Annotated in this window: 11 protein-coding genes; 5 read left to right on the forward strand and 6 right to left on the reverse strand. The window is 63.6% G+C overall.

Annotated features, from left to right (window positions below; all coding sequences use genetic code 11):
* The first annotated feature begins 183 nt into the window (after positions 1 to 183).
* Positions 184 to 1,068: an NmrA family NAD(P)-binding protein gene (locus NKK52_RS04945; protein ID WP_023715126.1), complete on the forward strand. Its 885-nt coding sequence runs from the start codon at positions 184 to 186 to the stop codon at positions 1,066 to 1,068.
* A 335-nt stretch (positions 1,069 to 1,403) separates the two neighbouring features.
* Here the strand turns inward: NKK52_RS04945 and NKK52_RS04950 are convergent, their stop codons facing one another.
* Complete coding sequence (locus NKK52_RS04950; protein WP_031204374.1) at positions 1,404 to 2,681, reverse strand: DUF763 domain-containing protein; 1,278 nt, start codon at positions 2,679 to 2,681, stop codon at positions 1,404 to 1,406.
* A gap of 244 nt (positions 2,682 to 2,925) precedes the next feature.
* Here NKK52_RS04950 and NKK52_RS04955 point away from each other — a divergent pair, with 244 nt between their 5' ends.
* Positions 2,926 to 3,918, forward strand: a complete 993-nt coding sequence (locus NKK52_RS04955; RefSeq protein WP_023685451.1) for an HNH endonuclease — start codon at positions 2,926 to 2,928, stop codon at positions 3,916 to 3,918.
* Positions 3,919 to 3,967: 49 nt separating this feature from the next.
* On the opposite strand, the gene NKK52_RS04960 is transcribed toward NKK52_RS04955, so the two are convergent.
* Positions 3,968 to 5,926: an acyltransferase family protein gene (locus NKK52_RS04960; RefSeq protein ID WP_023685452.1), complete on the reverse strand. Its 1,959-nt coding sequence runs from the start codon at positions 5,924 to 5,926 to the stop codon at positions 3,968 to 3,970.
* A gap of 462 nt (positions 5,927 to 6,388) precedes the next feature.
* Between NKK52_RS04960 and NKK52_RS04965 the strand changes: the two genes are divergently transcribed.
* Positions 6,389 to 6,742: a cupin domain-containing protein gene (locus NKK52_RS04965; RefSeq protein ID WP_023685453.1), complete on the forward strand. Its 354-nt coding sequence runs from the start codon at positions 6,389 to 6,391 to the stop codon at positions 6,740 to 6,742.
* A 741-nt stretch (positions 6,743 to 7,483) separates the two neighbouring features.
* Here NKK52_RS04965 and NKK52_RS04970 read toward each other — a convergent pair.
* From NKK52_RS04970 to NKK52_RS04985, 4 genes are all read right to left on the reverse strand, one after another.
* A complete protein-coding gene (locus NKK52_RS04970; RefSeq protein WP_023685454.1) occupies positions 7,484 to 8,311 on the reverse strand; it encodes a metal ABC transporter permease in 828 nt (275 codons plus the stop codon).
* A complete protein-coding gene (locus tag NKK52_RS04975; RefSeq protein WP_023685455.1) occupies positions 8,295 to 9,089 on the reverse strand; it encodes a metal ABC transporter ATP-binding protein in 795 nt (264 codons plus the stop codon). Before NKK52_RS04975 ends, NKK52_RS04970 begins: the two co-directional genes overlap by 17 nt.
* Before the next feature lie 26 nt (positions 9,090 to 9,115).
* Complete coding sequence (locus tag NKK52_RS04980; RefSeq protein WP_032999887.1) at positions 9,116 to 9,997, reverse strand: metal ABC transporter solute-binding protein, Zn/Mn family; 882 nt, start codon at positions 9,995 to 9,997, stop codon at positions 9,116 to 9,118.
* 302 nt (positions 9,998 to 10,299) lie between these two features.
* Positions 10,300 to 11,361: a maleylacetate reductase gene (locus NKK52_RS04985; RefSeq protein WP_023715130.1), complete on the reverse strand. Its 1,062-nt coding sequence runs from the start codon at positions 11,359 to 11,361 to the stop codon at positions 10,300 to 10,302.
* A gap of 309 nt (positions 11,362 to 11,670) precedes the next feature.
* Here NKK52_RS04985 and NKK52_RS04990 point away from each other — a divergent pair, with 309 nt between their 5' ends.
* On the forward strand, positions 11,671 to 12,555 hold the full coding sequence (locus NKK52_RS04990; RefSeq protein ID WP_023672497.1) for an AraC family transcriptional regulator: 885 nt from the start codon (positions 11,671 to 11,673) through the stop codon (positions 12,553 to 12,555).
* Between the two features lie 228 nt (positions 12,556 to 12,783).
* The gene (locus NKK52_RS04995) at positions 12,784 to 13,848 is read left to right on the forward strand and encodes an ABC transporter substrate-binding protein (protein WP_023672498.1); all 1,065 of its coding nucleotides are present in this window, start codon (positions 12,784 to 12,786) and stop codon (positions 13,846 to 13,848) included.
* Positions 13,849 to 13,999 lie beyond the last annotated feature (151 nt).

Raw genomic sequence — 13,999 nt, forward strand, 5'->3', positions numbered from 1 at the left:
TGCGCTAATATAACTCGCGGGGCACGACCTCGTTCCATAATTTTGCAAGATGCGAACGACCCCTGCGCCGTGCATTGCGAGGAAAGTCAGCGTCACCTCCTGTCAGCATCGTCCCCCGATTTTTGAACCCTTCGCCGCCCCAGCCATTAATCCGGCATGAATCAGCAAGGGAAGGACGAGACCATGCATGTCATTCTTGGAGGTACCGGCCATGTCGGCTCGGCGGCGGCAATGGCGCTGTTGCGGCAGGGCGAGGATGTCACGGTGGTGACGCGCGACGAGTCGAAGGCCGCATGGTTGGTTGAACAGGGCGCGGAGGCCGCGGTTGCCGATGTGCTCGATGTCGAGGCGCTGCGTGAAGTCTTGCGGCGCGGCAAGCGGGCGTTTCTGCTCAACCCGCCGGCCGATCCATCGACCGACACCGACGCCGAGGAGCGCAAGACGGTTGGCGCCATTGCGACGGCACTGGAGGGGTCCGGCCTCGAAAAAGTGGTAGCGGAATCGACCTATGGCGCGCAGGCCGGCGAGGGTGTCGGCGATCTCACCGTCCTTTACGGCCTCGAGCAGAAGCTGAAGGCCCAGGCCATTCCGGCAAGCATCAACCGCGCCGCCTATTACATGAGCAACTGGGATCAGGCCCCGGAGACGGCGCGGCGCGACGGCGTCATCACCTCCTTCTTCCCGGCGGATTTCGAGCTGCCGATGGTGGCGCCGCAGGATCTCGGCGAGGCTGCGGCGAGACGTCTGCTGGAGCCGGCGGACAAGACCGGCACGCACTATATCGAGGGTCCTCGGCGCTACTCCGCCGCCGATGTCGCCGCAGCCTTCAGTGCGGCGTTGCGCAAAAACGTGCGCGTGGTCACGGTGCCGCGGGAGCGCTGGACAGAAACCTACGAAAAACTCGGCTTCTCCAAAGCGGCGGCCGAGTCCTATGCCCGCCTGACCGGGGCCACGCTGGACAAGCCGATGCAGCCGGAAAACCCGGAGCGCGGCACGACCAGCCTGGAAAGCTATATTGCCGCGCTCGTCGAGGGCCGGCCGGAAGACCTGTTGAAGGGTGCCGCGTAAAAGTTAATATTGTAAGACAGTGGCTTAGAGAGGTTTTGTGAATCAAACTTGAAACTGGCGAGTCGCTGAACGAGCCATTACTTTCAGGCGCCGCGCCGCCCCTCATCTGGCTGCCGCCATCTTCTCCCCGTAAACGGGAGAAGGGGCTGGCCGCGACGGCGGCGCTTTTCCTGCAACGTTGGCGATTGGCGAAAGCATCGAAGACAGCATATTTCTCCCGTCACTATACGGGGAGTTGAGGAATGGTCCGCAAAGCGGACGAAAAGCCAACTGCTTCGCTTTTCGAATGACGAACGCCCGGCAGGGAAATGAGGGGCGGCGCGAACCGGCCGCCATCAAGCGCCTTTCTTGATCGTCCTCAACGGCTCTTCTTCCGCCGCCGTCTCGCACCCAAACACACTGCGCCCGCCAAGCAGGTGCGACTGGTCGAACTCGCCGGCGACGATCTCCTTAAGGCTCGGCCCGGTGACGTAGCGCTCCAGCCGCCGCGCTTCGCCATCCAGCCGCTTCAGCGCGCCAAGCTCTTCCTCGCGGCCGAGCTTTGCCTTGCCGACGGCCGATTTCAGCACCGCGATCGTCTCGTCATAGACTTTCAGCGGCACCGGGAAGGGGTGGCGGTCCTTGCCGCCATGGGCGAGCGAGAAGCGCGCCGGATCGGAGAAGCGGCAAGGCGCGCCATGCACCACTTCCGCCACCATGGCCAGCGCCCTCACTGTGCGCGCGCCGACGCCGGGCACCAGCAGCAGTTCGGGAAAATCGGCCGGCCCGCTTTCTATTGCCGCGGAAATGTTGCCGTGCAGCCGGTGCATGACGATGTCGCTCTCGCGCACGTCGTGATGCGCCGGCATCACCAGATTGGGCAGCATCGGCTGCGCGGATGATTTCGCAGGCGCTGCTTTCGACGGCGGCTCCAGCACCGCTAGCTCGTCAAGGATCCGCTCCGGGCTCATGGTCTTCAACAGGTCGAGCTGTCCGGTCCGCGATGGCTCGGCGCGATGATCGGTCAGGTTGACGATCTCGCCCTGCCGCTCGCCCTCGATCGCCGCATGCGGCTGGTCGACGAAGCTTGTCAGCCCTTCCGACAGCCAGTGATAGCGCCGCGCCTGGCGGCTGTCGCCGTTCATGCCTTGCTGCACCACCACCCAGCGGCTGTCGTCGGTGACGATGAAGCCGTGCAGATAGAGGTCGAAGCCGTCCTGCACGGCCGCACTGTCCACTTTGGCGACCAGGCGGCTGGCGGTGGCGAGTGCCGCGCCATCGATGCCGACGCGTTCGCCGATCGCGGTCAGCTCCTGCGGCGTCTTGCGCGAATGCGCGCCGCGCCCGCCGCAGACATGGATGCCGAGCTCGCGCGACATCGGGTTCAGCCCGCGCTTCAGCGCGCCGACGACCGAGGTGGTGATGCCCGAGGAGTGCCAGTCCATGCCCATGACGGCGCCGAAAGACTGGAACCAGAACGGATGCGCCAGCCGCCGCAACAGCTCGTCGCGGCCATAGTGATGGATGATCGCCTCGCACAGCACAGCGCCCAGCCGCGTCATGCGATCGCCCAGCCATTTCGGAACCCGCCCGCCATGCAGCGGCAAATCCGCACTGCCGCTTCGCTGCGTCAAGTGAAAGCTCCGTGGCTAAGGCGCACCGGCGGTGCGCCTGTGATCTAGATGGCATTTGGGGGGCGATTTGCAAGTGGGGTGGGGGCGGCGACTATCGTCGCCCTACGCTCTTCTTGGCGTCTCGCCGAAAGATGCAGTTACGCCGCCTGTCGCACCTGGCAATAAGGTCGGCTCCATGCTTGTAGGCGAGACAGGTCTCGAATAGAGCTTACCCAGCCGACGGCAACTATTAAAATCAAAAACGATGTCGCAATTCTGGTGGGTAAATCACAGTCAGACCGCCTGCCAAGAGATCGACGGGCAATATCTCTGGTCGCCCAAAACTCAGAAGAATGGGGCACGCAGCGAGTTCTACAAAAATATGCGTCGGGCGACACCTGGTGACCTCGTGTTGTCTTTTTTCGGTCAAGCCGTGCGCTATATTGGTCGGGTAGCGGAGTTTGCATTCACAGCACCGAAACCACCGGAGTTCAAGAACACTGGAGCCAATTGGAACGAGGAAGGTTGGCTTCTCCCGGTGTATTGGGCGCCGCTCCTGCCGACGGTGCGCCCGTCGGACATAATTGGCGAATTGGGTCCGCTTCTGCCTGCCCGATACTCGCCCATCGACCCAAACTCCGGATCAGGCCGTCAAAACGCCTATCTCGCGAGCGTATCGCAAGAGGTGTTTCACACAATTGTCGCGGGTACAGCTTTCGACCGCGAAGCTTTGAGGCGTGGTGGCGCAAACAGTCTCACTTTCGAAGTCGTCAATGAAATTTTAGAGGACGTCGTTGAGCGCCGTATCCGAGACGACCTCCAACTCGAGGACACTGTAAAGACGAGCGTCATTCAAGCTCGTCGCGGCCAAGGTAAATTTCGTTCCAATGTCGAAGCCATGGAGCGCTCGTGCCGACTCACAGGGGTCACCAATCCCTCGTTGCTGATTGCAAGCCACATCAAGCCTTGGCGCCTATGCGCTTCCGCGCAGGAGCGCTTGGACGGCATGAACGGGCTGCTCCTCACGCCTGATGCCGACCACCTCTTTGACCGTGGCTTCATCAGTTTTGAAGATAGCGGGCAGGTCCTCATATCCCAGCGCGTCGACAAGACTGATTTGCGGCGGCTCGGATTCGAGCAATTGGTGATGCAGAGTTTCGGCTTTGCCGAAGCCCCCGCCGTCTGGCGCACTAGCACCTTCACCCCGCCGCAGCAGGCTTACCTCGCTCACCATCGAGAGGATGTGTTTGTGGCATAGCTCGCATCAACTGAGCGTCAGCCGTCAGGTCCCCCTACCTCGCCGCCCCCTAAAACACCGCCTTCTCCAAGAGCGGCTCCAGTGATTCAGCAAATGGCGTCGCCAGGTGGTGCCGGTCGCGGAAGGCGAGTTGGCCGTTGATGAACACGTGGCAGGTTTGGGCGTCGCAGAACTGGCTGGTCAGGTCGACATAGGTGGCGCCGGGCACGCTGCGCACGACGTCGCGCTCGGCCGCGGCGATGTCGTCGTTCGCCGCCGCGTCCCTCGGCGTGTCGCAGACTTCAGGCACCTGCCCGCGCCACAGCGCCCGCGCCACGCATTTGTCGGCATAGCTTCCATTGTAGGGAACGTCCCGGATTACCGCGACCTTGATCCCGGCCCGGCTGAATGCCGCCAGCGTCCAGCGCAGGCCGGTCTTCCACTCCTCGTTCCCATCGGCGTGCTTCAGTTCCTCGGGCGATTCCTTCATCACATTGCCGATCGAAAATTCCGAGATCACCACCATGTGCGGGTGCAACGCGATAATGTCCTTGACCGATTGCTCCCGCCACTGGTCGCATTCGGTGTAGTCGCGCTTCAGCCGCCAGTTCCAGGTCGTCACCCGCGAGGCACGGCAGGACGATTTGAGATAGGTGACGAGGCGATAGTTGTTCTTGGCCGCCGCCTCGATCAGCGGCGTCGACCAGTGGTCGGCATGCGAATCGCCGAACAGCGCAATCGAGCGCGGGGCGTCCTTGTTGCCGAACACGCAGGCCTTCGGCGTCACCGTCTCAAAGGAAAGAATACAGCCGGCCGCGCGCGCCGTGGAAGGCTGCGCGGCGCTGGCGGCAATGCTGCGCTGCTCAGGGTCCAGATCGTGGACGGCCAGCCTGGCATTGGCATATGCGGCTGCGACGCTGGTGCCGGTCAGGAGGACGGCCGGCACCAGCGCCCGCGCCGCACTGGCCATCAGCCAGCCATTGCGACGGATCGGGTTCTCGATGACATGATAGGTGAAGACCGACAGCGCCAAAGTGAGCGCCAGGCAGGCGAGGCGTCCGAGCGGCGACAGCTCGGGCACCACCATCGTGGCATAGACGATCACCGGCCAGTGCCAGAGATAGAGCGAGTAGGAGAGTTTGCCGACCCATTGCAGGGGCGGCAGCGCCAGTGCCGCGCTCGGGCTTTTCTCAGCGCTCTGCCCTTGCTGCGCATGCGCTGAACCGGCGAGCAGCAACAGCACTGTGCCGGCCACCGGCACCAGGGCGAGGAAGCCGGGGAAGGGGGCTTCCTCGCTGAAGGAGAGATAGGCGCCGGCGATCAGCGCCAGGCCGAGCCACGCCAGCGGCGCGGCGAGCCGCGGGCGGTTTTGCCAGACTTGTTGCGGCACCATGCTGGCCAGCCCGCCGGCGGCGAACTCCCAGACGCGCAGCGGCGAGAAGTAGAAGGCCCAGGGCTGTGAGACCGTGGTGAGCCAGGCGCAGACGGCGAACGAGACGAGACCGGCAATGCCGATCACCAGGATCGCGCCGCGCTTGCCGGGGCGCAGCCATGCCGCCAGCACAAGCAGCGCCGGCCAGGCGACATAGAACTGCTCCTCCACCGACAGCGACCAGAAATGGACAAACGGGTTGCTGGCCGCATCGGCGGCGAAATAATCGAACGACCAGCGGATCAGCCACAGATTGATCATGTAGGCCGAGGCGAACATGGCGCCCCTCGAATAGAGCGATTGTTCCTCCGGCGACAGGATGAAGGCGCCGGCCACCAGCGTGGCGAGGATGACGAACAGCGACGCGGGCAACAGCCGCCGGGCGCGCCTGGCGTAGAAGCGCCACAGGTTCAGCCGCCCGGTCTCGGTGATTTCGGCAAGCAGGTGTTTTGTGATCAGATAGCCCGAGATGACGAAGAAGATGTCGACGCCGGTGAAGCCGCCGGGCAGACCGGTGAAGCCGAAATGGAAGGCGATCACGCCTGCCACCGCCAAGGCGCGCAGTCCTTCGATATCGGGCCGGAACGATGCTGACACGATTTGCCACCTCGTGCTGGTGCATGATCCCGCCTTGGAGCGAGCAACGATCGCGCCGGGATCATACGTGCCGCAGCTGTGCGCGCCCAACGGGACACGGCGCAGCCGTTGACAGTCGGCCCAAGACTCCGCCCTATGGGTCGATATCGCAATGCAACAAATCTAACGCAGTGCAACATTGGAGGAGGCGACGCCGCTGATCTCCCCCCTTGAGGGGGAGATGGCCGGCAGGCCAGAGGGGGTCGGTTCGACCGGACTCGGCCCAATCCTGCAAGTGAAGGCAGGCGCTCCACGCGCGGCGACCCCCTCTGTCGCCTTCGGCGACATCTCCCCCTCGATGGGGGAGATTAGCTCCCCGCCTCCTTCGCCAAATCTCCGACATCCGGGGTCGGCCCTTGCGTTGCTCCCGTCACACGCATCGGCTATCCAACCGGCAGCCATGCAATTCAAACGGAGCCTCCCATGACCAACACCACCATTTTCAAATTCGGCGCTGTCGAGCATGCCGAGGGCGGCGACTTACCGGGCTGGATCGTTGTCGCGGGCCGGCCGACCATGCAGACCGCCGTGCAGCACACCACCGCCGACGGCAAGGTGCTGTCGGGCACCTGGCGGGCCTCGCCCGGCACTTATCACGCCACCTACACCGACTATGAGTTCGTGCACATGATCGCCGGCCGCATCATCATCACGCCCGATGGCGGCACGCCTGTCGAGGTCGGTCCGGGCGATGCGTTCGTGGTCGAAGCCGATTTCAAGGGCACCTGGCATATCCTCGAGCCGGTAACCAAGCACTTCGTCGTCAAGCTTGCTTGATCGACGTCGCCAGGGTCGCCTGATCGGCTCGTCGTCAGGCTTGCTTGATCGCGTCGTCGGCAGTTCCTGATCGGCGCCGATACACGTCGGCCGGCGCGGTTCATCGCCAGCGTCCCCCTCGCCCAGCAGGGGGAGGGGGACGTAGCGAAGCGAATATCGGTTAAGAGGGCGTCACCTCGTTCGCTTCGAACCGATGCGGATCGAAAAGCTGAGACGATGGCGTTCTGCGGAGCCTGGTCGAGATAACGCAGGCCAGGACTGCTGCCGGGTCGCCGGCGCGTCAGCCAAGAGCGAGCGGCGCACTTCGAGAGTGCATGCCGCCCGTCCGGCGCCGGGCCGTCAATGCTGTTGTTACGAAACCCCCCAGCCCCGTCTCAACCGCCACGGCCATGGCGTGACCCATGGCTTGCTATACGCATGCAGCACCGCGGTCTGTCAACGCCGCCCGCGATGGCCGCGGGAGGTCGCTTTTGCGCCTCCCGGCCAGCTTTCCAGCCGGCCTCGCGCAAGCCATTCGCCGCCGCAAAATGCGCTTGAAATGGCGGTTTGCCGGGTTTTCCGGCCGCTCCGGAGCGGACCTTTGGCGCGACAGAGGTCGCGATCTAGGCGATTGAACGAATTTGCCTTTCCCGGCTGAAACGTTTCAGGAGCCGGATTGTAGACCTGACTTTTTTTGGGTGTATTTCCCTCACGTCAGTTTTGCACCCCAGCCGGCCCGATCGACCTGCCGGAGGGCAAGCCTCAGGGGCCGGCGTCGGCGCTCTGAGTCTCTCGGACCGACGGGCGCCGGACCATGCCGCTGACGACATAGGCCGCCGCGCCCAGCGCCGTGATCCAGAAGCTCGTCGGCCAGTCGGTCAGGAAGGCGAGCGTCAGGCTGATCCAGGCGATGATCACGGCAAGCGCGATGGACGTCAGCACGCCGGCTCCGACGCCGCTGGTAAGCCTGAGCGCGGTGGCTGCAGGCGCCACCATCAGGGCGAAGACGAGCAGCACGCCGACGATCTGCACCGCCTCGGACGTGGCGACGGCGACCAGCACCATGAACAGGGTCGAGACAAGAGTGAGCGGCACGCCGCGCGCTTCGGCGAGTTCCGGCTGCAGGCTGGCGAACAGCAGCGGCCGCGCGATCAGCAAAAGCGCGACAAGGATCGCCACCGCCAGCACCGCAAGCACGATGACGGTGCGCAGGCTGATGCCCAGCACATTGCCGAACAGCACGTTGGTCGCCTGCGAGGCGAAGGCGGTGTAGAAATGCAGAAACAGCAAGCCCAGGCCGAGCGACAGCGTCAAAACGATGCCGATGGCGACGTCGCGATGCGCGCGTTCGCCGAGCAGGCCGATGCCGATGCCGGCGGCGACGGTGAACACGGTGAGGCCGAGAAACGGCGACAGCCCGATCAGGCCGGCGCCGGTGGCGCCGGGAAAGCCGACATGGGAGAGCGCATGACCGGCGAAGGTCTGGCCCCGGAGCACGAGGAAATAGCCGACCGCGCCCGAAACGATGCCGACGATGGTGCAGGCATAGAAGGCGTTGCGCATGAATTCATAGTCAAAGATCGTGGACATGCGCCCCGCTCTCGAGTTCTACATCGTCGGCCATGACGAAGATGCGGCCGGCAACCCGCACCACATTGATATGCGTGCCGTAGAGTTTCGACAGCACCGGACCACTGATGACCTCGTCGACGGAGCCGATCGCCGCCTTGCGGTTGCCGAGATAGAGCACGCGGTCGACGGCGCGCAGCAGCGGGTTGATCTCGTGCGAGCAGAACAGCACGGCAATGCCGAGCCGTTCGCCGATCTGATGCACCAGGTCGATGATCGCGCGCTGATGGCCCGCATCAAGACTGATCAGCGGCTCGTCGAGCAGCAGCAGTTGCGGATTGCCGATCAAGGATTGCGCGATCAGGATGCGCTGGCGCTCGCCACCGGAAAGCTCGCCCAGCGGCCGCCGCGCAAGGTCGCCGGCGCCCACCTCTTCAAGAGCCTTCCACGCCGCCTCCTTCTCGGCAGCCGATGCGACGGGCCAGCCCCAGCGATGCCCGCCGGCGGCACTCAGCACGAAGTCGAGGCCGCTGACGCCGACATCGCCAAGCGCGCGCCGCGCCTGCGGCATATAGCCGATGTCGGCGTTGCCGCGCGTCGGCGATTTGCCAAGCACCGAAATGGCGCCGCCGGCCGGTTTGATCAGGCCGAGAATGGCGCGCAGCATCGTCGTCTTGCCGGCGCCATTGGCGCCGAGCAGGCCGACAAAGGCGCCTTGCGGTAGAGAAAAGGAGACGTCGGATAAAACCCGGCGTCCCCCATAGGTCAGCGTGACCTTGTCGAATTCGATTGCGTTCATTTAGTCACATTCATTCGCAGTCACGTTCATTGCGTGCGGGCGGCGAGCGCCTTCTGGACCGCGTCGATCTGGCCGCCGAACCAGGTCTGGATCGTCTGGCCCGCCGGTTCCGTCTCGGTGACGCCGATGACCGTGACCTTGTTCTGCCTGGCGATGTCGAGCAGCCTTGTCGTTGCCTCGTCGGTCACCTGCGAATTGTAGAACAGGATCTTGGCCGAGCCGTCCTTCAGGCTGTTTTCGAACGCCGCCACCTGCGTGGCGCTCGGCTCCGCATCGTTCATCAAGGCCACCTGGAAATCGTAGTTCAGCATCTTGAGACCGAGCGCTTCCGCCATGTAGCCGAAGACCGGCTCGGTAGCCGTCACCTCGGTGCCGGCATAGGTGTTCTTGACGTCGGCGATTTCCTTGTCAATGGCCTCGAGCGAGGTCTGGAATGCCTTCAGGTTCGCCTCATAATGCACGGCATTGGCCGGATCGCGCTTGGCAAGATCGGCGCTCAGCGCCTTGGCGATGGCGGGCAGCGTCGCCGGGTCGTACCACAGATGCGGATTGTCGCCCGACTTCTTGTCGATCAGGTCGGCGGCGACGATGGTCGTGCGATCCTTGGCTGTCGAGGCCGACAGCAGCTTGTCCATCCACGGATCGTAATCGGCGCCGTTATAGATGACGATCTTGGCATCGGCGATGGTGCGCGCCGTCGACGGGCTGGTCTCGAACAGATGCGGATCGTCGTCGGGATTGGCCAGGATGCTGGTAACGGTGACGTTGCTGCCGCCGATCTGGCGGGCAAGGTCGCCATAGAAATTCTCGGCCGCCACGATGGTCAGCTTGTCTTCGGCGCCGACAGCCGTGCCGGTCAAAAGCGGCACCGCGACGAGCAGCGCGGCGAGAAAGGGAATGCGACGCATCCGTGGTCTCCTTGCAGTCTGAAATGTATGTCGCCGGAGAGGCGGGCTGTGTAACTGTATAACAGTAACAATATAACGTTTGCGTCGAAAATACGGCTGATGTCAATGGGCTTTTCGAGCCGCGCAGTTTTTCACGCGCACAAAAGCGTGAGCGGCCTGCGCCGATCAGGCGGAGCCACTCATGCCTGTCGGCTATATGCGAAAGGGCAGGCGATCGCCGGCACCGCGAGGCCGCCGCGAGCACACCGGTCGTGGCGGTATCCTGATGAATTCGCGGCGGGTAAGTTCCTTGCTTGTTGCCGTCAGTTTTGCGGACGCCTTCCCTCCCACGCGTCCTGCAACAGGGCGCGGATTGCGGCGCGGTCGAAAGGCCGCGGATTCCAGTATGGGTTCCTGGTCGCAATCTCGGCGGCGCGGTCGAGATCGGCCTGCTTGAGGCCGAGTTCTTTCAATGTAAGGGGCGCGCCGATCGCCTTGGCGAAATCCTGGAGACCGCTACCGGCGCTGCTGCCAAACAAGTCGGCGACCGGCTTCAACAAGTCGGGCACCGCGGCGGCGTTGAAGCCGATCGTGTGCGGCAACATCACCGCATGCGTCTCGGCATGCGGCATGTCGAAAGAGCCGCCGAGCGTGTGACAGATCTTGTGATGCAGCGCCATGCCGACGGCGCCGAGCACCGTACCGCAAAGCCAGGCGCCGTAAAGCGCATCGCCGCGTGCATCGATGTTTCCAGGCTCCTTGGTCAACACCGGCAGCGCAGTCTTCATGGCGCGCAATCCTTCTTTCGCCATCAGGGTGGAAATCGGATTGCGATCCTGCGCGTAAAGCGCTTCGGCCGCGTGCGCCATGGCGTTGAGTCCTGACGCGACGCTCATCGCTGTCGGCAGGCCGACGGTCAGCTCTGGATCGTAGATCACCACTTCCGGCAGGATCCTTGCGTCACGCATTGTGGTTTTTTCGCCGTTCTCGGTCTGACCGAGGATCGGCGTCACCTCCGAGCCGGCATAGGTGGTCGGGATGACGATCTGCGGCAGGTCGGTGCGCCAGGCGATCGCCTTGCCGAGACCGGTGGTCGAGCCGCCGCCAAGCGCGACAACGCAGTCAGCGTTGACCTCGGTCGCCTTGGCCATTGCCGTTTGGGTTACCTCGACCGGCGTGTGCATGGCGGCGCCCGAAAAGGTGCCGGCCGCCAGCGCGCCGAGGGATTTGGCAAGCGCCTCGCCGTCGGCAGCCCGATGCGGCGTCGACAGCACCAGCGCGCGATTGCAGCCGAGTTTTTCGATCCAGGTGCCCACCTCGGACGACGCGCCATTGCCGAAGACAATATGCGCAGGGCTGCCGGAGTAGGTGAACGTCCTTGTCATGCCGATCCGCTCCCTTTGCATATTATCACTGTGACGGAGCCGAAATCGAGCGACCAGCTCTCGCCGCCGGCGACATCGTTTGCGTCGTCACCGTCTCGCAAGCGGGGCCTGATCTCTCCCGCGTACTCGCAAACGTATCGCCTTGACCACAAAAACGTCAAAAAAGTATCAGTGAGGTGGACACACCGTGGTGGCGGCTGCATGAATTGCCGCCTAAGCTTCGATCACTGCAGAGAGCGGCAAACGCGGCCTGCGGGAGATGGCACTGCAACTGGTCGCATGACCGGACCGGCGCCGGGAGGAACTGACATGAATCCGGACTTGGAAGTCGTCCAGATCAGACGCGGCGAGTCGTTCAAGGCCTGGGCCCACGGCTACCCCTTCCACACGGTGCGCTGGCACTTCCACCCCGAATACGAAATCCATCACGTCGTCGCCACCACGGGCCATTATTTCGTCGGTGACTTCATCGGCGAGTTCGAGCCCGGCAACCTCGTGCTCACCGGCCCGAACCTGCCGCACAACTGGGTCAGCGACGTGCCGGCAGGCGCCAGCGTGCCGCTGCGCGGCCGCGTCGTGCAGTTCTCGCAAGAGTTCATTGCCGACGCCACCGCCGCGTTGCCGGAACTTGCCGGTTGTGAAAACATTCTCGAGCTCAGCCGCCGCGGCGCGCTGTTCTCCACCGCTACCGCCAAGCTCGCCGCACCTGTGCTGGCCGAACTGGTCGAAGCGCAAGGCGTTCGCCGCATCGCTTTGTTCATGGAACTGATCGATATTCTGAGCCGCGCCGCCGATGTGCGGACGCTCACCAGCGCCAGCTATCTGCCAGATCCCTCAGGCTTCATGTCGGCCGGCGTCAACAAGGCGCTTGCCTATATCAACGCCAACCTGACCGAGCCGTTCAGCGAAAGCGATCTGGCGGCGATCGCCGGCCGCAGCCCGAGCGCGTTTTCGCGCAGCTTCCGCCGCCATACCGGCATGGCGCTGGTGCAGTATGTCAACCGGTTGCGCATCAACCTCGCCTGCCAACTGCTGATGAGCGAGGCCGACATGCCGATTACCGAGATCTGCTATGCCGCCGGCTACAACAACATCTCGAATTTCAACCGCCAGTTCCTGACCCAGAAAGGCATGTCGCCTTCGCGCTTCAGGGCCCTGCTGGCGGAAAACATCAGCGCGGAGATTGCCGCCTAACAGGGAGGATCGGGAGGAGCCTAGACATTTACTGAGGTAAGAACGCGGGGTGCGTTGGAGGCGCCCCGTGCTGGAGATCGCTTGTCCCGAAATCCAGGGATATCAAGGGGATGCGCAGCACGGATCAAGTGCTCCGTTGTTCCTCGCAACAGCCGACTGCAGTCAAGGCCCGGCGCCATGTGGTGTCCAGGGCTTCATGAAACCATTCCTTGAAACGGAGCTATCAAAATGACCAGATTTGCCTGGAAATCGACGGGAGCCATTGCGCTCACTCTGTCTCTTCTTGGCGGCACCGCTGCCTTTGCCGCCCCGGTTACCGACGCCACGGTCGCCTTCTTGATGCCCGACCAGGCCTCGACGCGCTACGAGCAGCACGACTATCCCGGCTTCGTCGCCGAGATGAAAAAACTCTGCCCCGGCTGCAAGGTGATCTACCAGAACGCCGATGCCGACGCCTCGCGCCAGCAGCAGCAGTTCAACTCGGTAATCTCGCAGGGCGCCAAGGCGATCGTGCTTGACCCTGTCGACTCGACCGCCGCCGCCTCGCTGGTCAAGCTGGCGCAGAGCCAGGGCGTCAAGGTCATCGCCTATGATCGCCCGATCCCGACTGCACCTGCCGACTTCTACGTCTCGTTCAACAATGAAGGCATCGGCAAGGCCATTGCCGACTCGCTCGTCGAACACCTCAAGGCGCTGAAGGTCGACCCGGCCAGCGGCGGCCTGCTGCAGATCAACGGATCGCCGACCGACGCGGCCGCAGGGCTGATCAAGAAGGGCATCCATTCCAGCCTCGACAACAGCGGCTACAAGATCCTTGCCGAATACGACACGCCGGAATGGGCGCCGCCGAAGGCGCAGCAATGGGCAAGCGGCCAGATCACCCGCTTCTCCACGCAGATCGTCGGCGTCGTTGCGGCCAATGACGGCACCGGTGGTGGCGCCATCGCCGCTTTCAAGGCCGCCGGTGTCGATCCGGTGCCGCCGGTGACCGGCAATGACGCGACCATCGCCGCCCTGCAGCTGATCATCGCCGGCGACCAGTACAACACCATCTCCAAGCCGAGCGAGATCGTTGCGGCGGCTGCCGCCAACGTCGCCGTCCAGCTTCTGTCGGGCGAGACGCCGAAGGCCGAAATGACCCTCTACGACACCCCGTCGCAGCTGTTCACGCCGGCGGTGGTGACGCAGGAAAACCTCAAGGCCGAGATCATCGACAAGAAGATCAACACCGCCGAAGAGCTTTGCGTCGACCGCTATGCCGAAGGCTGCAAGAAGCTCGGCATCACAAAGTGACAATGCAGGTCGCCCCAAAAGTGCGCAGCGGTTTTGGGATGACGACATGCATAAAAGGATGACCTAGAATCCTGATCCTGCTTTCCGGCCGCCCTTGCGGCGGCCGGAAGTTCGCAGTCACTCTTGACCGCCCATCCGGAAAGGTTTGCCA

The sequence above is a fragment of the Mesorhizobium sp. C277A genome, assembly GCF_040324395.1.
Classification (GTDB): domain Bacteria; phylum Pseudomonadota; class Alphaproteobacteria; order Rhizobiales; family Rhizobiaceae; genus Mesorhizobium.